Below are 22,961 nucleotides of genomic sequence, written 5' to 3' on the forward strand. Positions count from 1 at the left end.
AGAGGATCGGCGAACGCACTGTCGGCCCGGCCGCTGTCGCGGGTCGGGCGGCAGCCGGGGGCTTCACTGCCCCCACGGCGTATCGCGCTGATCACGGCAAAAGCCTATCGCCCTCGCCCCCCGAACCGTCATGGTCCGTATGTGTACAAAAGACGGGGTGGAAGTTTGACGTTCTGGACAGCGACACATGTCCTCTTGGCAAAGCGCCCCGCCGCGGGCAGCGTGGAGGCGAGCACGGGCGCAGCACGGCAGACCGACCATCTGTGATCTGGGAGAGCCATGGCGAAGATCCTGATCGTGACCGGGGACGCGGCGGAGTCGCTGGAGGTGCTGTACCCCTACCAGCGGCTACTGGAAGAGGGCTACGAGGTCGACATCGCCGCCCCGGCCCGCAAGCAGCTCCGCTTCGTCGTCCATGACTTCGAGCCGGGCTTCGATACGTACACCGAGAAGCCCGGCTACACCTGGCCCGCCGACCTGGCCTTCTCCGAGGTCGACCCGGGCGCGTACGTGGCGGTGGTGATCCCGGGCGGCCGGGCACCGGAGTACCTGCGCAACGACCCGGAGCTCCGCAAGATCCTCAAGGCCTTCTTCGACGCGGACAGGCCGGTGGCCCAGATCTGCCACGGCCCGCTCCTGACGGCGGCGGTCGGCGGCCTGGAGGGCCGCCGGGTCACGGCCTACCCGGCCCTGGAGCTGGACATGCAGGCGGCCGGCGCGACCTTCCAGGACAGCGCGGCGGTGGTGGACGGCCTCCTGGTCTCCTCAAGGGCCTGGCCGGACCACCCCATCTGGATGCGCGAGTTCCTGAAGGTCCTCCGGGCCAAGGCCTGACGCGGGGGGGCCTGTCGGCACGGACCGTTGGCGACACCGCCGCCCTGGGTTGCGGGCGACACCGCCGCCCGGGGTTGTGGTCCTACGTTCCGCAGGGCGGAACGGGTGCGCACACCCCCCCCACGGCCGGCACCCGGCCCGCAAGCCCCGCCCGGCCACGGACGGACCCCGTCAGACCAGCTCCTCCGCAACAGCCACCGCCTCCTCCAAGGAGTCGACCACCGGCACCCCGACGCGCGAGAGCGACGCCCGGCTGTGCGACCCCCCGGTATAAAGCACCGCCCGCGCCCCCACATGCCGCGCGGCGATCGCGTCATCCGCCGCGTCACCGATGACGACGACCCGCTCGGGAAGCACCCCTTCCAGCGCGGCCAGGTGCCGCACCATGTGCCCCGACTTCCCGTCCGTGGACGCGTCGGCCCGCCCGTCCATCCGCACGAACCGCTCCGCGATCCCGTGCCTCCGCACCAGCGGTATCAACTCGGCGTGCGGCGCGAGCGACAGCAGTGACTGCGTGAACCCGGACGCCTGCCGCGCCGCGAGCAGCTCCGCGGCCCCGGCGGTCAGCACACAGGCCTCGGCCCGCTCCCAGTAGTGCCGATGGAAGGCGCCGTCCATGACGGACCACTCGGCGTCGGTGGGCAACCGCCCCATGAGCCGCTCGTAGAACTTGGGCACGGGCACCGTGTAGAGCTCGCGGTACCGCTCAAGAGTGATCGGGTCGAGGCCCAGCTCGGCGAACGCCGCGTTGGTCGCCCCGATGACCGCGCTGATGTCGTCGAGCAGTGTGCCGTTCCAGTCCCAGACCAGATGCTTGCCGCGCAAGCCGTCGTGCTTCCCCATGGGGAGACGGTACCCGGCCCCACCGACAGACATCCAAGCGGCGGCGTCAGCCCAGCAGCCCGGGAATCTCCTGCACCCCGAACCACAGCAGCTCGTGGTCCTCGGCCCCGTCGACGACGAACTGCGCGTCGTCGTCCCCCTGGTCCGCCGCGCCCAGCGCGGCCGCCGCCGCCGTCACGTCCGCCTCCGCGTCGTCCGCGTCCGCGTGCACGGCCGCCGCCTTGGCGAGCCGTACCGGCCCGGCGATCCGGACCTCGCCGATCGAGCTCACGGTCAGCGCCCCGTCGGGGTCGGCGGCCGCGTCCTTGTCGGCGACGTCGACGGCGACGACGATCCGGCGCCGGGGTGCCTCGGGGTCCCCGGCGAGCAGGCGCAGGGAGGCGGAAGCGGCCCGGTTGAGCGCCGCGTACTCCAGCTCCTCGATGTCGTCGGAGACGTACCACTCGCGCAGGGCGGGGGTGACGGCGTAGGCGGTCAGCGGACCGGGGCCCAGCTCGCCCGCCTTGTGCGCCTGTGCGAGACCGGGGAGGGTCAGGGGGACGTACACGCGCATGGCTGGCCGCTTTCGTAGACGGAGAGGCCCTCAGGATACGTGCGGAGTCCCCCTTCGGGGTGGCGGGCCGGGGGAGGCGTACGTCCACTCCAGGAGGCCCTCCTCAGGACCCCTGGGAGCCGATTTTCCTCCGCGTCACCCGGATAGGTGATTCCGATTTCGAGCCGTCGAGCGGCGGCGGGCTCCTTGCGGCCTCTCCGGGCCCACCCGTACAAGATCCCCAACGGAAAGTTACCGACTGGTATCCCTCGGTGACGCGACGACAGGGGCCCACCATGACCACCACCATCCTCACCGCGACCGGCACCCCCCGCCCCCGCAGGGTGCCCGGCGGCCCCGCGGGCACGCGCCCCCGAGGCCCGGCGGGCACCCACCCCCGCGAAGGCCGCCCCCACGAAGGCCACCAGCGCGAAGGCCACCACCGGGAGGGCCACTCCCGCACGAGCCGGCCCCGCGCCCTCCCCCCGCACACCGTCTTCGCCGAACGCCTCCTCGCCGTGCTCAGCGGCGAACGCCCGGTCCACTGGATGCTCGGCCACACCGTCGGCGAGGCGTACGAGCAGCTCGTCCGGATCGCCCCGGAGACGCCCCTGCGCTCCCTCGGCCCCCGCCCCGTCCTGCGCCGCTGCTCGGTCCAGGTGGACGACGACCGGACCGCGGTCGAGGCCTTCGCGACGATCGCCACCGGCGCCCGGGTACGGGCCATGGCGTTCCGGCTCGAACGCGGCGGGGACCAGCGCTGGCGCTGCGCGGCGGTGGAGCTCGACGGCCTGGGCGCGGCGACCCGCCCCGTACCCCGCCCGGCATGACGAAGGGGCCGACCGCCCACCGGGCGACCGACCCCTCCGCAACGAACTCACCGCAACGAACTCACCGCATCAGCGGCACCGTCTCGACGCCACCGGCGTCAAGCCGCACCCCGTCGACGGCACCGCCCGAGCGGCCCCACGTCACTTCTTGCGACGACGTCCGCCGCCACCCGCGTTCTTCTGCGCCTTGCGGCGCTCCGCCCGCGTCATCCCGTCACCGGAGTCGATGTCGTCCGAGGCGAAGTCGCCCTCGACGACACCGCCGTCACCGTCCACCGTCGGCGCGGAGAAGTGCAGCCGGTCCGGCCGCTGCGGGGCGTCGAGCCCCTTGGCGCGGATCTCCGGACGCCCGGCACCGGCCGGCACCGCGTCCCCCTTGTCGAGCGACGGACCGCTCGCCTGCACCGGGACCTCCTCGACCTGCTGCTCGACCTGGACCTCCAGGTTGAACAGGTAGCCGACGGACTCCTCCTTGATGCCCTCCATCATGGCGGTGAACATGTCGAAGCCCTCGCGCTGGTACTCGACCAGCGGGTCCTTCTGCGCCATGGCGCGCAGGCCGATGCCCTCCTGGAGGTAGTCCATCTCGTAGAGGTGCTCACGCCACTTGCGGTCCAGGACGGACAGGACCACGCGGCGCTCCAGCTCACGCATGATCTCCGAGCCGAGCTGCTTCTCCCGGGCCTCGTACTGCTCGTGGATGTCGTCCTTGATGGACTCGGCGATGAACTCGGCGGTGATGCCCGCCCGGTCCCCGGCCGCGTCCTCCAGCTCGTCCACGGTGACCTTCACCGGGTAGAGCTGCTTGAAGGCGTTCCACAGACGGTCGAGGTCCCACTCCTCCGCGAAGCCCTCGGCGGTCTCCTGGCGGATGTAGTCGTCGATCGTGTCGTCCATGAAGTGCTGGATCTGCTCGTGCAGGTCCTCGCCCTCCAGGACGCGGCGGCGCTCGCCGTAGATGACCTGACGCTGCCGGTTGAGGACGTCGTCGTACTTCAGGACGTTCTTACGCGTCTCGAAGTTCTGCGTCTCCACCTGCGACTGGGCGGAGGCGATCGCCCGGGTGACCATCTTGTTCTCGATCGGCACGTCGTCCGGCACGTTGGCCATGGCCATCACGCGCTCGACCATCTGCGCCTTGAACAGACGCATCAGGTCGTCGCCGAGCGAGAGGTAGAACCGGGACTCGCCCGGGTCGCCCTGACGGCCGGAACGACCGCGCAGCTGGTTGTCGATACGACGGGACTCGTGCCGCTCGGTACCGAGCACGTACAGCCCGCCGAGCTCCTTGACCTCCTCGAACTCCGCCTTCACGGCCTTCGCGGCGCGCTCCAGGGCGGCGGGGAGGGCCGCGGCCCACTCCTCGACGTGGTCGACCGGGTCGAGACCCGCCTGGCGCAGCTCCGCCTCGGCGAGGTCGTCCGGGTTGCCGCCGAGCTTGATGTCCGTACCGCGACCGGCCATGTTCGTGGCGACGGTGACGGCGCCGCGGCGACCGGCCTGCGCGACGATGCTCGCCTCGCGGTCGTGGTGCTTGGCGTTGAGGACCTCGTGCTGGACACCGCGCTTGGAGAGCTGCTGCGAGAGGTACTCGGACTTCTCGACGGAGGTCGTGCCGACGAGGATCGGCTGCCCCTTCTCGTGCTTCTCCGCGATGTCGTCGACGACGGCGGCGAACTTGGCGACCTCGGTCCGGTAGATCAGGTCGGACTGGTCCTTGCGGATCATCGGCCTGTTCGTCGGGATCGGGACGACGCCCAGCTTGTAGATCTGGTGGAACTCGGCGGCCTCGGTCATGGCCGTACCGGTCATGCCGGAGAGCTTCGAGTACAGGAGGAAGAAGTTCTGCAGGGTGATCGTGGCGAGGGTCTGGTTCTCGTCCTTGATCGCCACCCCTTCCTTCGCCTCGATCGCCTGGTGCATGCCCTCGTTGTAGCGGCGGCCGGCGAGGATACGGCCGGTGTGCTCGTCGACGATCATGACTTCGCCGTCCATGACGACGTAGTCCTTGTCCTTCTTGAACAGTTCCTTCGCCTTGATGGCGTTGTTCAAGTAGCCCACGAGCGGGGTGTTCACCGACTCGTAGAGGTTGTCGATGCCGAGCCAGTCCTCGACCTTGGCGACACCGGCCTCGTGGATGGCGACGGTGCGCTTCTTCTCGTCGACCTCGTAGTCGCCGGTCTCCTCGATGCCCTTGAGCGGGTTGCCGGGCTCGCCCTTGGAGAGGCGGGTGACGAGCTTGGCGAAGTCGCCGTACCACTTCGTCGCCTGGTCGGCCGGGCCGGAGATGATCAGCGGCGTACGGGCCTCGTCGACGAGGATGGAGTCGACCTCGTCGACACAGGCGAAGTTGTGGCCGCGCTGGACGAGCTCGTCCTTGGACCACGCCATGTTGTCGCGGAGGTAGTCGAAGCCGAACTCGTTGTTCGTGCCGTACGTGATGTCGCAGTTGTACTGCTCACGGCGCTGGGCCGGCGTCATATTGGAGAGGATGCACCCGATGGACAGGCCCAGGAAGCGGTGCACCCGGCCCATGAGCTCGGAGTCTCGCTCGGCCAGGTAGTCGTTGACCGTGATCAGGTGCACGCCCTTGCCGGAGAGCGCGTTGAGGTACGCCGGGAGGGTACCCACGAGGGTCTTGCCCTCACCGGTCTTCATCTCGGCGACATAGCCGAGGTGGAGCGCGGCGCCGCCCATCAGCTGGACGTCGTAGTGGCGCTGACCGAGGACGCGCTTGGCGGCCTCGCGGACCGTCGCGAAGGCTTCGGGCATCAGGTCGTCGAGGCTCTCACCGTCGGCGTACCGCTGCTTGTACTCATCGGTGAGCGCCCGCAACTCGGCGTCGGAGAGGTTGACGAAGTCCTCTTCGATGGAGTTGACCTGGTCCGCGATGCGGTGCAGTTTGCGCAGGATCTTTCCTTCGCCTGCACGCATGAGCTTGTTGAAGACGGACACTGAGGCTGGTCTCCTTGCCGGTCGGGCCTGGCACTGGGTCTTGTCATGGACGCGAGCGCGGGCACGGCAGGTGGTCCCCACCGCAACGGCCATCGTAAGCGAGACCGCCCTCGCGAAGGGAGGCCCACAGTGCCGGAGCCGTACGTCCGCCCGGAAAGAGAACGCACGAGGTGGGCGGAAGGTGCCGCCCCACCCGAAAAGTGTTCGCTTCCCGTCCGGCGGCTCACCACAATCCCGGCATGGATCCGATCACCCTCACCACCGACCGACTGCGGCTGCGGAACTTCGTCCCCGAGGACGCCGACGCGGTGTACGCCATCTGTCAGGACCCGGACATCCGGCGCTGGACCGTCGTCCCCGACCCCTATACGCGGCAGGACGCCGAGCTCTTCCTGAACCGCCTCGTGCCCGACGGCTGGCGCGAGGACACCGAGTACGCCTTCGCCGTCGAACCGCTGGCCGGCGGCCCGCTGCTCGCCGCCGTCTCCCTGTCCGGTCGCGGCATGGGCGTCTGGGAGGTCGGCTACTGGCTGGCCGGCGAGCACCGCGGCAGCGGCTACATGACGGAGACCGTCCGGGCCGTCGCCCACTGGGCCTTCACCGGGCTGGGCTGCACCCGCCTGGTCTGGCGCGCCGAGGTCGGGAACACCGGCTCGCGCGCGGTGGCCGAGCGGGTCGGCTTCGTCGTCGAGGGCGCCCAGCGCGCCGGCCTCACCAACAAGGGCACGCTCCGGGACAGCTGGGTCGCCGCCCTGCTCCCCTCCGACTTCGGACTCCCGAGCCCCCTGCCGTACCTCCCGGCCCGCGACCTGCCGGCCTCCTCGTGAGCCCCCCGGCCCCCGCGTCCACCGAGGATGACTGTCAGTGCCGGGGCCTAGGGTGCGGTCCATGACGACTGTGCCGCGCCCCGCCGCCGAACTGTCCGCCGACGACGCCCGCCGGATCGCGCTGCGAGCCCAGGGCTTCCTGGGTGCGCCCGACCGCCGCGCCGGGGTGCGCGGCGTGCTGCGCGGTCTCGGCCAGGTCCAGCTCGACACGATCTCCGTCCTCGCCCGCTCGCACGAGCTCATTCCGTACGCGCGCCTGGGCGCCGTCGGCCGTACGACGGTCGAGGACGCCTACTGGACCGGCTCCCACGCCTTCGAGTACTGGTCGCACGCGGCCTGTGTGCTGCCCGTCGAGGAGTGGCCGCACTTCGCCTTCCGCAGGCGCGCCTACCGCGGTCGCCCGCACTGGGGCCACGAGCTGTCCGCCGGGGCGTACGACAAGGTGATCGACCAGCTGCGCGCCGAGGGGCCGCGGACGGCGACCGAGCTGGGCGGCGCGAAGAACAAGGGCGAGTGGTGGGACTGGTCGGACACCAAGATCGCCGTCGAGCGGGCGCTGATGTACGGCGAGGTGGTCGTGGTCGAGCGGCGCGGCTGGAAGCGGGTGTACGACCTGGCGGAGCGGGCGATCCCGCAGACCCTGCTCCACGACGACCTGGACGACACCGAGTGCGTGCGGCGGCTCGTCCGGCAGGCGGGCGAGGCGCTGGGCGTGGGCACGCGCGCGGACATCGCCGACTACCACCGGCTCAAGGGGGAGCAGTTCGACGCGGTGGTCGAGGCGGCGGGCCTGGTGCCGGTCACGGTGGCGGGCTGGGGGAAGCCCGCCTGGGCGGACCCGGCGGCGCTGGCCACCGAGCCGCGCGGCCGGCACCGTACGACCCTGCTGTCGCCGTTCGACTCGTTGATCTGGGAGCGGCCCCGCACGGAGCGGATCTTCGGCTTCACGCACCGCCTGGAGGCGTACGTGCCGAAGCAGAAGCGGATCCACGGCTACTTCGCGATGCCGGTCCTGGCCGGCGGCCGGCTGGTCGGCCGGGTGGACCCCGCTCGGGAGGGCGGGACGCTCGTCGCCCGCCAGGTGTCGCTCGACGGCCCCAAGGCCGTGCCGGCGGTGGCGCGGGCGCTGCGCGAGGCGGCCGAATGGGTCGGCTGCGACGCGGTGAGGGTGGAGCGGGTGGACACCCCGGGGCTGGCGAAGGACCTGGTGGCGGCGCTGGGCTAGCCCGGCCGGCTACCGGATCTCGAGGATCTTCTCCCGCATCGCGTAGACCACGGCCTCCATCCGGGAGTGCAGCTGCAGCTTCTCCAGGATGTTCCGGACGTGGTTCTTCACCGTGTTCTCGGAGATGAACAACTCCTTGGCGATGTCCCGGTTGTTCATCCCGGTCGCGACGAGCTTGAGGACCTCCAGCTCCCGGTCGGTCAGCCGGGGGGCGGGCACGAGCCTGCGCTCGTCGGTGCGCTGGATCATCGACTTGAACTCGGTGAGGAGCTTCGACGCCATCGAGGGGCTGATCTGCGACTGGCCGTCGGCGACCGCGCGGATGGCGGTCGCGACCTCGTCGGTGGAGATCTCCTTGAGGAGGTAGCCGGTGGCCCCCGCCTTGATCGCGTCGTAGAGGTCGGCCTCCTCGTCGCTGATCGTCAGCATGATGATCTTCGCGCTGGGCGCCACCTCCTTGATGGAGGTGCATGCCTCGATGCCGCCGCGCCGGGGCATCCGTACGTCCATCAGGACGATGTCGGGCAGCAGATCGGCCGCCTTGTCGACGGCCTCTGCCCCGTCACCGGCCTCCCCGACGACCTGGATGTCCTCCTCCTGCGCGAGGACGATCTCGAGTCCGCGGCGGAAGAGGGCATGGTCGTCCACGACGAGGACCCGGATCGGCTCCTTGCGGAATGAGCCGCTGTCCGATTCCGATCCCTCCGGGACCGCACCACCGTGCTCGCGCCCGCTGAGCACCGGCCCGAAGCTGTCCGCCATCGTTCCTCCCCCTGAAGGCCGTGGCCTGAATTCGTTTCCGGTCCTCCAACCGCTACTCAGGGAGCACCGGTTGGCGTGCACGCCATGCTTTCATGCTCCGGCGGCAACGGGGTGATCCGCGGGCGCACGGGGGTGCCCCTGGGGACGCCAAGAGCGTCCGCACGGGGGTGCCCCTGGGGACGCGAAGAGCGCTCCAGGGGCACCGTGAGGGGCAATTGGGGTGTGGGGGCGCGAGACGGCGGTCAGCCGCCGAGCGCACCACCGGCGCCGCCACCCTCGGCGAGCGGGTCGCTCTCCACATGGATGACGCCGTAGTCGTACGCGTGTCGGCGGTAGACGACACTCGGCTGCTTCGTGTCGGAGTCGACGAAGAGGTAGAAGTCGTGTCCGACCAGCTCCATCTCGTAGAGAGCCTGGTCGAGGGTCATCGGTGCGGCCCGGTGGGTCTTCTCGCGGACCACCAGCGGGCCTTCGCCCTGGACTTCGATCGAGCCCATCATCGTGGTGGGCACCTTGTCGGACTCGTCGGTGACGAGCTGGCCGTCTCCGTTGAGCTGGGCGGCGCCGGGCACCACATCCCCGACCTCGGCCGCCGAAAGCCTGCCGTTTCCACGGCGGGTGTACCGCTTGTCGTGCTGCTTGCGCAGTCGTGCCTCGAGCTTGTCGCTGGCGAGGTCGAGGGCCGCGTACGGGTCCGCCGCCGCGGCTTCCGCCCGGATCACCGGGCCTCGGGAGTGGAGGGTGATCTCCACGCGGTCCGACCTGTCGGCCTGCCGCGGGTTGTGTTCCTTGGACACCTCGACGTCGAGGCTGATCACCTTGCCGTCGAGCTTCTGGATCTTCTCCAGCTTCAGCTTCTCGGCCACGTGCTTGCGGAACCGCTCGGGCACCTCGGTCTTGCGGCCCTTGACGACGATGTCCACGCAGAACTCCGTTCCCGGATCGCCCTGATCGGCTCTCTCGGCCGCAGGGCTTCTCCCTTTGCACCAGACTCCGGTGGTTACCGGAGCTCGGACTTGGCGAGTTTCACCTCTCCTCCCCAGTCGACAAGATCCCCACCCCATCGACAAGAGGTTAATTCGCCCTGAACTCCTGTCCTGTAGGCGCAACCATATTCGGCTAGGCGATGGCTTTCGCCATTCCTCACAACCGAACATAGCCCCTTCGGACGGGTGTCGGCACCCGCTACCGCGACATACCTCCGTTCGGGTGCTTTCACCACTCACCACCTGCAACGTTCCAAGTTCCTTGCAAGTTCCGGTTTATTTCGAACGAAGCGGGAGAGGATGCGATCACAGCCGCCGCCCGCTGTTCGAATCCGCGCTGCGCCGAACCGCCCGGTAAGCCGTGCGGTATTCCAGGAATGAACGAAGGGTGTACGCCTCCGAGGGCGCGCGCCGCCTCCGCGAGCGATGCGCCCGTGGTCATCAGATCGTCGACGAGCACCACCTCTCCCGCCCGGAGCAGCCGCCCGCCGCCGGGCACGACCTCCAGCGCGCCGGACAGGTTCGCGAGCCGTCCGCGCGCCCCGAGACCCGCCTGGTCCGCCACGTACCGCCGCTGCCGCAGCACCGGCACGACCCGCGCCTGCCGCCCCGAGCCCCGCAGCCGGGCCGCCGCGGCCAGCGCGATCCGGCGCGTCGGATCGTGGCCACGCGCCCGCACGGAGCGCCGCGAGGAGGGCACCGGTACAAGGAGCAGCGGTCGCGCCGCGAGGCCCTCGTCGCCCCCGGCAGCGGCCTCCACGGCGAGGGCGAGGGCACCGCCCAGGGGCCGGGCGAGCGAGAGCGCCCCGCGCTCCTTGTGGGCGATGAGCAGTTCGCGCACGGCGTCGGCGTACGGCGCGACGGCATGGACGACGGGCAGGCCTGCCGGCTCGGGCGACGGCCGCACCCTGCGCGGCCCCTCCCCCGCCCCGGTCAACACCGCCTCGCACGACGGGCACAGCTCGGTGCGCTGCCTCCCGCAGCCTCCGCACGCGACCGGCAGCACCAGCCCGGCGATCTCGCGCCACCACCCCCGCATGGCTCCACTGTGCGCCTTCGCGGGCGCCTCGGCCACCCCTGTGGAAAACCCCCGCGGGTGCCCCCGGAGTACGTCAGGTACCCGGTCGCGGATGGCGGCGGCGCCACCCGCGCAGCCACCGACGAGGTCGCTGCTACCCCGGATAGACGGGCGAGGTCCCGGTCTTGACCACGGGCTGCCAGTTGGTGCCCGGGGCGAGCCGCACGATGCCGTCGTTGCCGGAGTCCGCGACCACCGGCACGGAGCCCTTGTACGGCGCGGCCACCGAGGTCACCCCGTTCAGACCGGGGAGCACCGCGCTCGCCGAGGTCGAGCCGTCGGTCTGGAGGTAGCGGATCTGCTGGACGCCGCCCGCCTCCTTGCCGACCACCACGAGCCGGCTCGGCCCGGCCCAGGAGACGGCCGTGACCGACTCCATCCGGGGCGCGGCGGGCTGGAGGTCGTCCACGGAGACGACCGGCTCGTCGCCCGACGTCTGCCGCTGGACCCGGCCGATCTGCAGGGTCGTGTCCCCGCCCCGGGTGACCACGAGCGCGATCCGGACCCCGTCGGCGGAGACCCGCAGCGACTCGATCCTCGCGTCGTCGGCCAGCCACGGCGTGCGCACCTTGACGGGGTCGCCGGTGCCGTCCGGCACCATCCACAGCTGGGGTGCGGCGGGGTCGCGGTCGGCGATCCACAGGTTGCCCCGGCCGTCCCAGCTGGGCGCGGACAGCCGGTCGGTGAGCTTGACGGCCTTGCTGCGCAGGATCGCGGGGGCCGCCTCCTCCTCGGTGGTGAGGGAGGAGACGAACAGCTCGCGGCCGGTCTCCTCGACCCCGGCCGCCCGGGTCTCGCCCCGGTCGACGGCGACCGACCCGAGCCGCAGCGTGCCCTTGCCGAACGGGCCGGGCACCTCGACGGGCGCGTTGGACTCCTTGCCCGCGCCGACCAGCATCACCAGCTTGCGGTGCTCGTCGACGAAGTACGGGTTCTCGTCCCGGTCCGTGTTCCGCACGGGGGCGAACTCGTCGGTCGCCTGTCCCTTACCGAGACGGCACAGCGCCTGGCCCCTCGACCCCTGGAGCTCCACCTGCTCGGCGTTCACGGAGGTCAGGTCGCGCAGCGTGAACAGCAGCTGCGCCGCCATCCGCCGGCACGGCTCGCCGCCCACCAGGTCCGCCTTGCCGTTCAGCGGCACCTTGAGCGTGGACTGGTCGTCGGGCGTGAGCGTGGTGACGCCCTTCCGCAGCTCCGTACCGGAGGGGAAGCTGGAGTCGACGGCCGGCTTCAGCCAGTCCGTGGGGCCTTCGAGGAGCGCCCTGACCGTCTGCGTCACCGGGTCCATCCGGGTGACGGGGTCCTGGCGCTGCCGGATGTAGACCGGGTCGGCGACGACCCAGTCCTCCCCCGAGGCGAAGTAGTACTTGTTGACCGACCGGTAGTTGCGCAGGAAATCGGCCTCGCCGAGCACCAGGCCCGGCGGCAGGCTGTCGATGCGCCATTCCTTGCCCTTGCCGTTGGCCGTGGGCTGCTGCACGACGTGGATCGACTGGAGGTACGCGGCGGGGCTGTACGGCTGGTACGCGTGCCGGTCGTCCACGGTCGCGATCCTGCGGCCGGAGAGCGGGTAGGAGCGGCCCTGGTTGTCGGGGTCGGCGTTGCGGTCGGCCAGGTCGCGGTTGGGCGCGGTGGTGAGCACGGTGATGCTCTCCTCCGGCTTCCAGGTCCGCGCCGCCTGGGTCGTCAGGTACTTGCGGGCCGTGGCGAAGCCGGGGTCGTCACTGGTCATGGCCTCGAGGAAGCCGTCGACGATCTCGTCCGGGTCCGCGTTCTCCCGGGGCGCCACCGCGTAGACCCGCACCTGCGAGTCGCCCTGGTTGGCCCCCTTGACCGCCTGGACGTCGCCGCTGTCGGGCATGGTCGCGCACCCGGTCACCAGAAGCCCGCCGCACGCGGCGAGCACCACCGCGCGCGCACTCCGGCCCTGCCCGGGGCCCTGCCCGCGGCCCTGCCCCGGAGGGAGATCCGGACTGTCGTGCCCTCCGCGGAAGCCCGGGAAGCCCCAGGCCACGTGCCCCTTTCGGAGGCCCCGCCCCGCGTGCCCCTGTGAGGAGTCAGCGCCCACGTGTCCCGTCCTCCCGCTCCGCGTTCCCGTGTGCGTCGGCCGTGGCCGAACCCGCCCCGGCACCGTCGTTCTCCGCCGCCGTACGCGCCACGACCCGGGCGCCGCTGCCGGGCAGGGCCGTCGGGTCGACGGTCGCCCGCGACGGCGCGGGCAGCCTCGGCGGTACGGGGAGCTGCGGCCGGTCGCCGGCGGACTGCACCGGCACCGCCGCGAGGCGCGCGTTGTCCTGGGCGCGTCCGGCTGCCGCCTGCTCGCGGTTGCGCCGCGAGTCCTCGGGCTCAAGGGGTATCGGGGAGCCCCGCAGCGGCTCGTCCGCGGTCCGCGGCAGGGTGAGCCGGAACTGCGAACCTCCGCCGGGCTCGCCCCAGGCCTGGAGCCAGCCGCCGTGCAGCCGGGCGTCCTCCACCGCGATCGACAGGCCGAGGCCGGTGCCGCCGGTGGTGCGCGCGCGGGCGGGGTCGGCGCGCCAGAAGCGGTTGAACACCCGGGTCGCCTCGCCCGGCTTGAGCCCGACGCCGTAGTCGCGGACCGCGACGGCGACGGCCCCGCCGGCGGCGGCCAGCTTCACCACCACGTCCCGGCCCTCGCCGTGCTCGACGGCGTTGACGACGAGGTTGCGCAGCACCCGCTCGACCCGGCGGGCGTCCGCCTCGGCCACCACGGGCTGCTTGTCGCCGACGACCACGATCCGGGTTCCCTTGCGTTCGGCGAGGGGCTCGGCGCCGCCGATGACCCGGCGCACGACCTGCCGCAGGTCTATCGGCTCGGCCTCCAGGGCGGCCGCTCCCGCGTCGAAGCGGCTGATCTCCAGAAGGTCGGAGAGCAGCGACTCGAAGCGGTCGAGCTGGTCGCCGAGGAGTTCGGCGGAGCGGGCGGTGATCGGGTCGAAGTCGACCCTGGCCTCGTGGATGACGTCGGCGGCCATCCGGACCGTGGTGAGCGGGGTGCGCAACTCGTGCGAGACGTCCGAGACGAACCGCCGCTGCATCCGCGACAGCTCCTCCAGCTGCTGGATCTTGAGCTGAAGGTTCTGGGCCATCTTGTTGAAGGCCTCACCCAGCCGGGCGATGTCGTCCTCGCCGGTGACCTTCATGCGTTCCTGAAGGCGGCCGGCCGAGAGACGCTCGGCGATCCCGGCGGCCATCCGTACCGGGGTCACGACCTGGCGCACCATCAGCCAGGCGATGGCGCCGAGCAGCACCATGACGAAGAGCCCGGCGGTCGCGAGGGTGCCCTTGACCAGGGTGAGGGAGTCCTCCTCCTGGGTCAGCGGGAAGAGGTAGTACAGCTCGTACTGGGTGCCCTCGGCGTCGTTCAGCCGCTTGCCGATCACCAGACCGGCCTCGGACGGCTTCCCGCTGGTGTAGTGGATGCGGGTGAACTTCTGCAAGGTGTCCGTGCCCTGGGCCACCGAGTGCCGCAGTTCCGCGGGGATGCTGGTGGTCGGGTCGACCTCCCCGGAGGCACGGGCGCCGCGGCTCGCGGCCTCACCGGTGTCGAGGGAGAGCGCGACCACGTTGAAGGCGCTCTGCCCACCACTGGCGAGCTGCTCGACCAGGGTGGAGCGCCAGTTCACGGAGGCACCGGCCCGCGCGCCGTCCTGCTGACCGGGTGCGGAAGGAGTCGTCGCCGCCCGGTCCTGGGCGGCGGAGAACCCCCCGGCGGCCTGGCTCTGGGCGGCCCTCTCCTTGGCGTCGAGCAGTCCGTTGCGGACCTGGCCGATCACGACCAGGCCGAGCAGCAGCACGACACCGAGCGACATGAGCAGAGTGCCCGCGACGATCCGCAACTGGATGTTGCGCCGCCACAGCCGCACAGCGGGCAGCAACGGCCGGCGCACCCAGCGCGCGAAGAGCCGGAGGACGGGTCCGCCCGGCGTCCCGTCCCGGAACAGCCGTCCGCCCCGCGGCGGACGGCCGGAACGCGAGCCCCCCCGCCCCGGTCCGGCAGCCCGCCCCGTACGGTCTCCCGGGTCCCCGGGCTTCGGAGCAGTACTGCCTGTACTCATGTCAGCTCGGTCCCGCCTTGTATCCGACGCCTCGCACGGTCACCACGATCTCCGGCCGCTCGGGGTCCTTCTCGACCTTCGAGCGCAGCCGCTGCACGTGCACGTTCACCAGCCGGGTGTCCGCCGCGTGGCGGTAGCCCCAGACCTGCTCGAGGAGCACCTCACGGGTGAACACCTGCCACGGCTTGCGCGCCAGCGCGACGAGCAGGTCGAACTCCAGCGGGGTCAGGGCGATGGACTGCCCGTCCCGCTTCACGGAGTGCCCTGCCACGTCGATGACCAGGTCACCGATGGTGAGCTGCTCGGGCGCCGGCTCCTCGGACCTCCGCAGCCGCGCCCGGATACGGGCCACGAGCTCCTTCGGCTTGAACGGCTTGACGATGTAGTCGTCGGCCCCTGACTCCAGACCCACGACCACGTCGACCGTGTCGCTCTTCGCGGTGAGCATGACGATCGGCACACCCGACTCGGCCCTGATCAGGCGGCACACCTCGATGCCGTCCCTCCCGGGCAGCATCAGGTCGAGCAGCACCAGGTCAGGCTTGGCCTCCCGGAATGCGGCAAGCGCCTTGTCACCGTCCGCGACGAACGACGGCTCGAACCCTTCACCCCGCAGCACGATGCCGAGCATCTCGGCCAGTGCGGTGTCGTCGTCGACGACAAGAACGCGTCCCTTCATATCGACATCATCCCATTTCCGTATCAGTCCTAAGGCGGCTGGTGAGATACCTCACTCACCTGCGGCGACGTCCTTGATCAACCGTCGGTGACTGCCCGTGTCCGTGGGTGTTGATGTCAGTCATGGATGTCACCCCCGTGCCCCCCGGTGGTCGCGCAGAACCGTACCGTGCGCCGCCTCTCGCGGCCCATGGGAAGGGCCGGCCACTTCGGCCTGCCGTGGGCGCGCCGGTCCGATCCGGTGCGCGTGAGCATTCGACCGACCGGAGGACGGCTGGGCCCCGTCGGCAGGGCAATTGCCTGGCAGCCCTGCCGCGCAAGCGCCTAACTTGCCCCCATGAGCCACGGCAAGACCTCCTACGTGTGCCTGCCGTGTCGGGCCTCGTACAAGCAGTTCCACGGTCCCGAACGCGATCGGCGCTGTCCCCGCTGTGCGCGGGTGATGATCCACGCCGGTTCAGCGTTCGCGCCGCCCCAGCGCCGCGACAAGGACGCCTGGCGGGTGCTGTCAGCTCTCCTTCACGCGGGGATCGGCTTCCACAAGAGCTGCTGCGGAGGCCCGGGCTGGCGGCCCACCACACTGCGCGAGGTCAGGGCCCGCACCGCGTACGCGCGCCGCACCGGCGAGCCCCTCGCGCGAGCCCTGAAGCGCTACGAAGTCTAGGTGTCGAACCGGACGACGAGCCGGACGCGCTCGTCGCCGTGGACGTCCGCCAGGCACGCATCGTCGCCCGCACCGGAACCCCGCTGGCCTCACGGTCCCGCCAGGCCACGTCCGAGACATCCCCGGGGAGGGCCGCGACCCTGTCGATCGCGCCCCGATCGGCCCGGTTCGCGCGAGATGATCGGGTATCCGCACAGTGCGCCGGCTGCCGCTCGCACCATGAAGGTCCGCACGAAGGTACGAAGGTCACGGCCGCTCCGGCCCACGGGCGGGTCCCGCGTGGCACGATGGCACCCGGCCCGCCGCCGTGTCAGGTGTCGGCCGCCGTGACCGAGCCGGTTCGCCGATCCGGCACCGCGACCATTCCTCCGAGGTGGACGACCGTGAACGACACTCCGGGCTGGACCTCGCCCGGATCCGCCCCCTCCGACGATCAGAACGGCTCCGGGGTCCCCCGGCCCGCCGCTCCGGCCGACGCGAACGGCTCCGCCCCTCAGTGGTCCAAGGACCAGCCGCCCGCCGGCCAGTGGTCCCCGCCGACCGGCCAGACCCCGCCCCCGGCCCCCGGCCAGGGACAGGGCTGGGGAGCTCCTCCCCCGAACACCCACTGGGGCCGGCCGCCGGCCGCGAAGCCCGGAGTGATCCCGCTGCGCCCGCTGGGCATGGGCGAGATCCTCGACGGCGCGGTGAAGACCCTCCGCACCTACTGGCGCACCGTGCTGGCCATCACGGTCACGGTCGCGGTGATCTCCCAGATCGCCGACATCCTGGCCCAGCGGTATCTCGCCCCCGACGTTCCTGCGGCGAACCCGGACGCCAGTCCCGCCGAGGCGCTCGAGCAGTCCCTCGACGCTGCCCAGTCGTCCCTGATCGGCCTGGGCCCCGCCCTCCTCGTGACGCTGATGGCGTCCCTGGTCAGCGCCGCTCTGCTGACCGTCGTCATCAGCCGCGCCGTCCTCGGCCGCCCCGTCTCGCTCGGCGCCGCCTGGCAGGAGGCACGGCCGCGGCTCCTCCAGCTCATCGGCCTGACCTTGCTGCTCGCCGCGATGAGCTCCGCCATCGTCATGATCGGCCTGCTCCCCGGTCTTCTGATCGGCGGCGCCGCAGGCGTGGCCCTGACGCTCCTCGGCGGTCTCGGCGCCTTGGTGGCGGTGGCCTGGTTGATGATCAGCTTCAACCTGGCGTCCCCCGCCCTGATGCTGGAGCGCGGGGGCGTGATCCAGTCGCTGAAGCGCTCGGCGAAGCTGGTTCGGGGCGCGTGGTGGCGCATCTTCGGCATCACGCTCCTCACCCAGCTGCTGATCTTCATCTTCTCCATGATCATCGCGATCCCGTTCACCATCCTCGGCATCGCGGTCGACGGAGACGGCTTCTCCGACATGCTCTCCGGCACGTCCACCACGTTCGGTTGGCCGTTCCTGATCATCACGGGCATCGGCGGTGTGATCACCAGCGCGATCACCTACCCGATCTCGGCCGGTGTCACGGTCCTCCTCTACGTGGACCAGCGCATCCGCCGCGAAGCCCTGGACCTCGAACTGGCACGGGCCGCGGGCATCCCCGGCTACGGCCCCGCCCCGGGCGCCCAGACCGTCGGAGGCTGATGCCGTGACGGTCACGGGGGGAACGACCACGGCACTGGCGCGGCTCCGCGCCGACGACGACATCCCGGTGGACATCTCCCGCGTCCCCGCCCAGGAGGCGGCGGAACGGGAGCTGTCCAAGCCGATGTACCACGAGAACGACCCGAACCTCCTCCAGCGCGGCCTCGACCGCTTCTGGGAGTGGGTCGGCGACCTCTTCGACGCCGCGTCGGGTGCCACGCCCGGCGGCGTGATCGGCCTCGTCGCGATCGTCCTGCTCGTGGTCGTCGCGGTCGCCGCCCTCTGGTGGCGCCTCGGCACCTCCCACCGCACACCGGGCACCACCGGCGACTCCCTCTTCACGGACGGCCCCCGCACCGCCCGCGAGCACCGGGCGGCCGCCGCCCGCCACGCCTCCGCCGGCCGCTGGAACCAGGCCGTCCAGGAACGAACCCGGGCCATCGTCCGCTCCCTCGAGGAACGCACCCTGCTCGACCCCCGTCCCGGCCGCACCGCGGACGAGGCCGCCGCCGAAGCGAGCCGCTCCCTCCCCGCCCACGCGGACGACCTGCGCCTCGCCGTCCGCGTCTTCGACGACGTCACATACGGCGGCCGCACCGCCGACGAGCCCGCGTACCGCCGCATCGAGGAGCTGGACACCGCGCTGGAGCGCACCCGCCCCACCCTCGACACCGCCTCCACGGGGACACCCGCATGAGCCGCCCGGCCACCAGCGCCACGTCGACCGCCGCCTCTCCCCGCCAGCTCTGGACCCGAGCCCGCGGCGCGGCCCTCGTCCTCGCCCTGATCCTCATCGGCGGCCTGGCCCTCGCGACGCTGCGTTCCTCCGACTCCCACGGCTCCCTCGACCCCCGCTCCGCCGATCCGAACGGCAGCCGGGCCGTCGCCGAACTCCTCAAGGCCCGTGGCATCGAGCTCACCCTCGTCACCACCCTCGACGAGGCCACCGCCGCGACGGACCCCGACGCCACACTCCTGGTCACCACGCCCGATCTGCTGACACAGCCTCAGCAGTCCACGCTCCGCCAGGCCATGACGAGCTCCACGGGCCGCACGGTCCTGGTGGGCGCGGGCCGGCCTTCCCTCGACACCCTCGCCCCAGGGGTCACCAGCTCGACCAGCACCCCCGTGGACGACCGCGCCCCCTCCTGCACCCTGGCGGAGGCCACCCGCGCCGGCAGCGTCGACCTCGGCGGCGAGCGCTACCTCACCGCCCCCGGCACGACCACGGACTCCTGCTACCCCTCCGACGGTCTGCCGACCCTGCTCCGGATCCCCGGGCAGGGCACCGCCGACACCGTCCTCCTCGGCTCGCCCGACATCCTCTACAACAAGCGTCTCGACCAGCAGGGCAACGCCTCGCTCGCCCTGCAACTCCTCGGCTCCCGGACCCATCTCGTCTGGTACCTCCCCTCCCTGACCGATGCCTCCGCCACCGCCGACACATCCGACGACGGCACCACGGGCGACTTCCTCTCCCTGATCCCCTCCGGCTGGCTGTGGGGCACACTCCAGCTCGCGATCGCGGCCCTGCTCGCCGCCGTCTGGCGCGCCCGCCGCCTCGGCCCGCTGGTGACCGAGCGCCTGCCTGTCGCCCTCCGCGCCTCCGAGGCCACCGAGGGCCGCGCCCGCCTCTACCGCAAGGCGAACGCCCGCGACCGTGCCGCTTCGGTACTGCGCACCGCGACCCGCACCCGGATCGCCCCGCTGCTCGGCGTCCCCGTCCAGGACGCCCACTCCGCCGACCGCCTCCTCCCCGCACTCTCCGCCCGTCTCCCCGAGACCACCGCAGACCCCCGCCGTCTCCTCTTCGGCCCCACTCCCGCCGATGACGCCACTCTCATCCGCCTGGCGGACCAACTCGACGCCCTCGAAAGAGAGGTACGCACCTCATGAGCGCCCCGACCCCCGAGACCGTCACGAACTCGGACAGCGCCCGCGCCTCCCTGGAGGCCCTGCGCACCGAGATCGGAAAGGCCGTGGTCGGCCAGGACCCCGCCGTCACCGGTCTCGTCGTCGCCCTGCTCTGCCGCGGACACGTCCTCCTCGAAGGCGTGCCCGGCGTCGCGAAGACCCTGCTGGTCCGCTCGCTCGCCGCCGCACTCGAACTCGACACCAAGCGCGTCCAGTTCACCCCCGACCTGATGCCGAGCGACGTGACCGGCTCCCTGGTCTACGACACCCGGACCTCCGAGTTCTCCTTCCAGCCCGGCCCGGTCTTCACGAATCTCCTGCTCGCCGACGAGATCAACCGCACACCGCCGAAGACCCAGGCCTCCCTCCTTGAGGCGATGGAGGAGCGCCAGGTCACGGTCGACGGCACCCCGCGTCCACTCCCCGAACCCTTCCTGGTGGCCGCGACCCAGAACCCCGTCGAGTACGAGGGCACCTACCCCCTCCCCGAGGCCCAACTGGACCGCTTCCTGCTGAAGCTGACGGTCCCTCTGCCCTCCCGCTCTGACGAGATCCAGGTGCTCACCCGTCACGCCGAGGGCTTCGACCCCCGTGACCTGAAGGCCGCCGGTGTCCGTCCCGTCGCCGGCCCCGCCGAGCTCGAAGCCGCCCGAGCCGCCGTCACCAAGGTCTCCGTCTCCGCGGAGATCGCCGGCTATGTCGTCGATATCTGTCGTGCCACGCGTGAATCCCCCTCGCTCACGCTCGGGGTCTCCCCCCGAGGCGCCACCGCCCTGCTCTCCACCGCCCGCGCCTGGGCCTGGCTCACCGGCCGGGACTACGTCACCCCGGACGATGCGAAGGCCCTCGCTCTCCCCACCCTGCGTCATCGCATCCACCTGCGGCCCGAGGCCGAGATGGAAGGAGTCACCCCCGACTCCGTCATCAACTCGATCCTCGCCCACGTCCCCGTCCCCCGCTGAGAACGGCGCCCCATGGCCCTCACCGGACGAACAGCGCTGCTCGCCGCCCTCGGATCGATCCCCGTCGGCGTCCTCGCCCCCAGCTGGGCGGGGATGCTCGCGGTGAACGCGCCCCTCTCCCTCGCAATTCTGTGCGACTACATCCTGGCGGCACCAGTACGAACGCTCCAATTCACCCGAATTGGTGATACATCCGTTCGACTCGGTGACGAGGCAACCGTCCAGCTCACCGTCACCAACCGGTCCCGCCGCCCCCTCCGCGCCCAGCTCAGGGACGCCTGGCCGCCCAGCAGCTGGCTTCCCGGCACCGACCAGGTCTCCTCGCGCCACCGCCTCACGGTCCCCGCCGGCGAACGCCGCCGCATCACCACGAGCCTGCGCCCGACCCGCCGCGGCGACCGCCGGGCCGAGCGGATCACGGTCCGCTCGTACGGCCCCCTGGGCCTGGCCGCCCGTCAGGGCAACCACGAGGTTCCCTGGACCGTCCGCGTCCTGCCCCCGTTCACCAGCCGAAAGCACCTGCCGTCCCGTCTGGCCCGGCTCCGTGAACTCGACGGCCGCACCAGCGTCCTCACCCGCGGCGAGGGCACGGAGTTCGACAGCCTCCGCGAGTACGTCCCCGGCGACGACACCCGCTCAATCGACTGGCGGGCCACCGCTCGCCAGACCACGGTCGCCGTCCGCACCTGGCGCCCCGAGCGGGACCGCCACATCCTGATCGTCCTGGACACCGGCCGCACCTCGGCCGGCCGCGTCGGCGACGTCCCCCGCCTGGACGCCTCCATGGACGCGGCACTCCTGCTCACCGCGCTCGCCTCCCGCGCCGGCGACCGCATGGACCTCCTGGCCTACGACCGACGCCTCCGCGCCCAGGTCCAGGGCCGCTCCGCCGGCGACGTCCTGCCCGCCGTGGTCAACGCCCTCGCCCCGCTCGAACCCGAACTGGTGGAGACCGACGCCCGCGGCCTGGCCGCGACGGCCCTCGCGCGCGCTCCTCGCCGCTCCCTGATCGTCCTTCTGACGAGCCTCGACGCCGCTCCGGTCGAGGAAGGTCTCCTCCCGGTCCTGCCGCAGCTCGCCCAGCGCCACACGATCCTGCTGGCCTCGGTCTCCGACCCCCACATCGCCCGCATGGCGACGACCCGCGGCTCCATCGAGGGTGTCTACGAGGCCGCGGCGGCCACCCAGACCCAGTCCCAGCGCTCCCGTACCGCGGACCAGCTCCGCGGCCACGGCGTCACGGTCGTCGACGCCTCCCCCGACACCCTCGCCCCCACCCTGGCCGACGCGTACCTCGCCCTCAAGGCGGCCGGCCGCCTGTAGAGCCGCAAAGACCGATGGCCGGCACGGCGAACAACCCCGTACCGACCATCGACTCGCCCAGAGGTGGCGCCCTGAATCAACGGAACACGACGGAGGCCTCCCCGGCCGCGGCACTGAAGGACCCCGGGCACAGGAACGAGCCCGAGACCTTGGTGGCCGTGAAGGGAGTGTTCACGTACTTCCTGGTGGCCCCGTCCCGGTTCCAGACGATGTTCGTCACCTTGTAGCGGCAGGAGACGAACGACTGCTTCCCCGTCAGGTCGATGACGTCCGTCGTCGCCGTACCGGCGGCGTCGTCGAAGCTGAAGGCCGGGTTGTTGTTGAGCGAGGCGGTGATGCCACCGCCACAGGTCAGATTTCCGCCCGGCTTGTTGATCGTGGACCGGTCGACGGTGAGCGCGCTCGGCGGAGTCGCACCGGCGTCGGCACCGGTCCAACTACAGGTGTTCCCAGAGATGACGATCACGCCGTCGACCTCCGCGCCGGCGACGCCGTCGCTCGCATGGGCCGAGGTAGGAACGCCGATGCCGACCGCCATCACCAGCGCGGCCAAACCGGTCAGGGTACGGGTGTACTTCATGTCGCTCTCCTTGCCACAGCTTGTGGGTGGGGGGAACCCAAGCCGCTCACCGGAGCCGCCCGGGTTCGGAGTGCGCGACGGAGCGTGTCACAGCCGGCATGAGATGTCATGCGCGCATCAATCTTTGGCTGAAAGCAGCCGAACGCAAAAATGCCTCAACCCCCGGACAAGGTCCGGGGGTTGAGGCTAAAGGTTGTTCGGCGGCGTCCTACTCTCCCACAGGGTCCCCCCTGCAGTACCATCGGCGCTGAAAGGCTTAGCTTCCGGGTTCGGAATGTAACCGGGCGT

The 22,961-nt window shown here is 71.5% G+C and carries 20 protein-coding genes and 1 rRNA gene; 10 read left to right on the plus strand and 11 right to left on the minus strand.

What is annotated here, in order from left to right:
• The first annotated feature begins 279 nt into the window (after positions 1 to 279).
• On the plus strand, positions 280 to 834 hold the full coding sequence (locus ACIP84_RS21315; protein ID WP_355968931.1) for a DJ-1/PfpI family protein: 555 nt from the start codon (positions 280 to 282) through the stop codon (positions 832 to 834).
• A gap of 171 nt (positions 835 to 1,005) precedes the next feature.
• Here ACIP84_RS21315 and ACIP84_RS21320 read toward each other — a convergent pair whose 3' ends face one another.
• Entirely contained in the window at positions 1,006 to 1,677 is a 672-nt protein-coding gene (locus ACIP84_RS21320) for an HAD family hydrolase (RefSeq protein ID WP_355968930.1), read from the minus strand.
• Positions 1,678 to 1,723: 46 nt separating this feature from the next.
• Entirely contained in the window at positions 1,724 to 2,230 is a 507-nt protein-coding gene (locus ACIP84_RS21325; RefSeq protein ID WP_401799342.1) for a DUF6912 family protein, read from the minus strand.
• A gap of 275 nt (positions 2,231 to 2,505) precedes the next feature.
• Between ACIP84_RS21325 and ACIP84_RS21330 the strand changes: the two genes are divergently transcribed.
• Positions 2,506 to 3,039 carry an Rv3235 family protein gene (locus tag ACIP84_RS21330; RefSeq protein WP_401799344.1) on the plus strand — a complete coding sequence of 178 codons (534 nt, stop codon included), beginning with the start codon at positions 2,506 to 2,508 and terminating at the stop codon, positions 3,037 to 3,039.
• A gap of 141 nt (positions 3,040 to 3,180) precedes the next feature.
• On the opposite strand, the gene secA is transcribed toward ACIP84_RS21330, so the two are convergent.
• Positions 3,181 to 5,994 carry a preprotein translocase subunit SecA gene (gene secA / locus ACIP84_RS21335; protein WP_355968922.1) on the minus strand — a complete coding sequence of 938 codons (2,814 nt, stop codon included), beginning with the start codon at positions 5,992 to 5,994 and terminating at the stop codon, positions 3,181 to 3,183.
• Between the two features lie 239 nt (positions 5,995 to 6,233).
• Between secA and ACIP84_RS21340 the strand changes: the two genes are divergently transcribed.
• Both ACIP84_RS21340 and ACIP84_RS21345 read left to right on the plus strand, forming a co-directional pair.
• Complete coding sequence (locus ACIP84_RS21340) at positions 6,234 to 6,821, plus strand: GNAT family N-acetyltransferase (protein WP_401799345.1); 588 nt, start codon at positions 6,234 to 6,236, stop codon at positions 6,819 to 6,821.
• Positions 6,822 to 6,882: 61 nt separating this feature from the next.
• Positions 6,883 to 8,046, plus strand: a complete 1,164-nt coding sequence (locus ACIP84_RS21345; RefSeq protein WP_401799348.1) for a winged helix-turn-helix domain-containing protein — start codon at positions 6,883 to 6,885, stop codon at positions 8,044 to 8,046.
• A gap of 9 nt (positions 8,047 to 8,055) precedes the next feature.
• Here the strand turns inward: ACIP84_RS21345 and ACIP84_RS21350 are convergent, their stop codons facing one another.
• The 6 genes from ACIP84_RS21350 to mtrA form a co-directional block, all read right to left on the minus strand.
• Complete coding sequence (locus ACIP84_RS21350; protein ID WP_266966394.1) at positions 8,056 to 8,808, minus strand: response regulator transcription factor; 753 nt, start codon at positions 8,806 to 8,808, stop codon at positions 8,056 to 8,058.
• 242 nt (positions 8,809 to 9,050) lie between these two features.
• Positions 9,051 to 9,731, minus strand: coding sequence for a ribosome hibernation-promoting factor, HPF/YfiA family (gene hpf, locus ACIP84_RS21355; RefSeq protein ID WP_401799351.1), 681 nt, complete (start codon positions 9,729 to 9,731; stop codon positions 9,051 to 9,053).
• Between the two features lie 292 nt (positions 9,732 to 10,023).
• The gene (locus ACIP84_RS21360; RefSeq protein WP_401799353.1) at positions 10,024 to 10,833 is read right to left on the minus strand and encodes a ComF family protein; all 810 of its coding nucleotides are present in this window, start codon (positions 10,831 to 10,833) and stop codon (positions 10,024 to 10,026) included.
• Positions 10,834 to 10,966: 133 nt separating this feature from the next.
• A complete protein-coding gene (locus tag ACIP84_RS21365) occupies positions 10,967 to 12,733 on the minus strand; it encodes an LpqB family beta-propeller domain-containing protein (protein ID WP_401799356.1) in 1,767 nt (588 codons plus the stop codon).
• 196 nt (positions 12,734 to 12,929) lie between these two features.
• Complete coding sequence (gene mtrB, locus ACIP84_RS21370; RefSeq protein WP_401799357.1) at positions 12,930 to 14,948, minus strand: MtrAB system histidine kinase MtrB; 2,019 nt, start codon at positions 14,946 to 14,948, stop codon at positions 12,930 to 12,932.
• Between the two features lies 1 nt (position 14,949).
• Positions 14,950 to 15,627, minus strand: a complete 678-nt coding sequence (mtrA, locus tag ACIP84_RS21375; RefSeq protein WP_010356958.1) for a two-component system response regulator MtrA — start codon at positions 15,625 to 15,627, stop codon at positions 14,950 to 14,952.
• A 336-nt stretch (positions 15,628 to 15,963) separates the two neighbouring features.
• Here mtrA and ACIP84_RS21380 point away from each other — a divergent pair, with 336 nt between their 5' ends.
• From ACIP84_RS21380 to ACIP84_RS21405, 6 genes are all read left to right on the plus strand, one after another.
• Positions 15,964 to 16,290 carry a deoxyxylulose-5-phosphate synthase gene (locus tag ACIP84_RS21380; protein ID WP_401799360.1) on the plus strand — a complete coding sequence of 109 codons (327 nt, stop codon included), beginning with the start codon at positions 15,964 to 15,966 and terminating at the stop codon, positions 16,288 to 16,290.
• Between the two features lie 383 nt (positions 16,291 to 16,673).
• Complete coding sequence (locus ACIP84_RS21385) at positions 16,674 to 17,894, plus strand: hypothetical protein (RefSeq protein ID WP_401799362.1); 1,221 nt, start codon at positions 16,674 to 16,676, stop codon at positions 17,892 to 17,894.
• 4 nt (positions 17,895 to 17,898) lie between these two features.
• A complete protein-coding gene (locus tag ACIP84_RS21390) occupies positions 17,899 to 18,591 on the plus strand; it encodes a DUF4129 domain-containing protein (RefSeq protein WP_401799365.1) in 693 nt (230 codons plus the stop codon).
• Positions 18,588 to 19,790, plus strand: a complete 1,203-nt coding sequence (locus ACIP84_RS21395) for a DUF4350 domain-containing protein (protein WP_401799367.1) — start codon at positions 18,588 to 18,590, stop codon at positions 19,788 to 19,790. The genes ACIP84_RS21390 and ACIP84_RS21395 overlap by 4 nt, the downstream gene beginning before the upstream one ends.
• A complete protein-coding gene (locus ACIP84_RS21400) occupies positions 19,787 to 20,770 on the plus strand; it encodes an AAA family ATPase (RefSeq protein WP_401799370.1) in 984 nt (327 codons plus the stop codon). Before ACIP84_RS21395 ends, ACIP84_RS21400 begins: the two co-directional genes overlap by 4 nt.
• Positions 20,771 to 20,782: 12 nt before the next feature.
• Positions 20,783 to 22,093, plus strand: a complete 1,311-nt coding sequence (locus ACIP84_RS21405; protein WP_401799372.1) for a DUF58 domain-containing protein — start codon at positions 20,783 to 20,785, stop codon at positions 22,091 to 22,093.
• A 76-nt stretch (positions 22,094 to 22,169) separates the two neighbouring features.
• Here the strand turns inward: ACIP84_RS21405 and ACIP84_RS21410 are convergent, their stop codons facing one another.
• Positions 22,170 to 22,673 carry a hypothetical protein gene (locus tag ACIP84_RS21410; RefSeq protein WP_401799374.1) on the minus strand — a complete coding sequence of 168 codons (504 nt, stop codon included), beginning with the start codon at positions 22,671 to 22,673 and terminating at the stop codon, positions 22,170 to 22,172.
• Positions 22,674 to 22,868: 195 nt separating this feature from the next.
• Positions 22,869 to 22,961, minus strand: a 5S ribosomal RNA gene (rrf, locus tag ACIP84_RS21415); the annotation flags it as partial.

The organism is Streptomyces sp. NPDC088707 (assembly GCF_044752725.1).
Lineage (GTDB): Bacteria > Actinomycetota > Actinomycetes > Streptomycetales > Streptomycetaceae > Streptomyces.

Bases quoted from the DNA above. Each gene is read 5' to 3' on its own strand.
- ACIP84_RS21315 (WP_355968931.1), top strand. From the start codon at position 280: ATGGCGAAGATCCTGATCGTGACCGGGGACGCGGCGGAGTCGCTGGAG.
- ACIP84_RS21320 (WP_355968930.1), bottom strand. From the start codon at position 1,677: ATGGGGAAGCACGACGGCTTGCGCGGCAAGCATCTGGTCTGGGACTGG.
- ACIP84_RS21325 (WP_401799342.1), bottom strand. From the start codon at position 2,230: ATGCGCGTGTACGTCCCCCTGACCCTCCCCGGTCTCGCACAGGCGCAC.
- ACIP84_RS21330 (WP_401799344.1), top strand. From the start codon at position 2,506: ATGACCACCACCATCCTCACCGCGACCGGCACCCCCCGCCCCCGCAGG.
- ACIP84_RS21340 (WP_401799345.1), top strand. From the start codon at position 6,234: ATGGATCCGATCACCCTCACCACCGACCGACTGCGGCTGCGGAACTTC.
- ACIP84_RS21345 (WP_401799348.1), top strand. From the start codon at position 6,883: ATGACGACTGTGCCGCGCCCCGCCGCCGAACTGTCCGCCGACGACGCC.
- ACIP84_RS21350 (WP_266966394.1), bottom strand. From the start codon at position 8,808: ATGGCGGACAGCTTCGGGCCGGTGCTCAGCGGGCGCGAGCACGGTGGT.
- ACIP84_RS21360 (WP_401799353.1), bottom strand. From the start codon at position 10,833: ATGCGGGGGTGGTGGCGCGAGATCGCCGGGCTGGTGCTGCCGGTCGCG.
- ACIP84_RS21365 (WP_401799356.1), bottom strand. From the start codon at position 12,733: ATGCCCGACAGCGGCGACGTCCAGGCGGTCAAGGGGGCCAACCAGGGC.
- mtrB (WP_401799357.1), bottom strand. From the start codon at position 14,948: ATGAGTACAGGCAGTACTGCTCCGAAGCCCGGGGACCCGGGAGACCGT.
- mtrA (WP_010356958.1), bottom strand. From the start codon at position 15,627: ATGAAGGGACGCGTTCTTGTCGTCGACGACGACACCGCACTGGCCGAG.
- ACIP84_RS21380 (WP_401799360.1), top strand. From the start codon at position 15,964: ATGAGCCACGGCAAGACCTCCTACGTGTGCCTGCCGTGTCGGGCCTCG.
- ACIP84_RS21395 (WP_401799367.1), top strand. From the start codon at position 18,588: ATGAGCCGCCCGGCCACCAGCGCCACGTCGACCGCCGCCTCTCCCCGC.
- ACIP84_RS21400 (WP_401799370.1), top strand. From the start codon at position 19,787: ATGAGCGCCCCGACCCCCGAGACCGTCACGAACTCGGACAGCGCCCGC.
- ACIP84_RS21405 (WP_401799372.1), top strand. From the start codon at position 20,783: ATGGCCCTCACCGGACGAACAGCGCTGCTCGCCGCCCTCGGATCGATC.
- ACIP84_RS21410 (WP_401799374.1), bottom strand. From the start codon at position 22,673: ATGAAGTACACCCGTACCCTGACCGGTTTGGCCGCGCTGGTGATGGCG.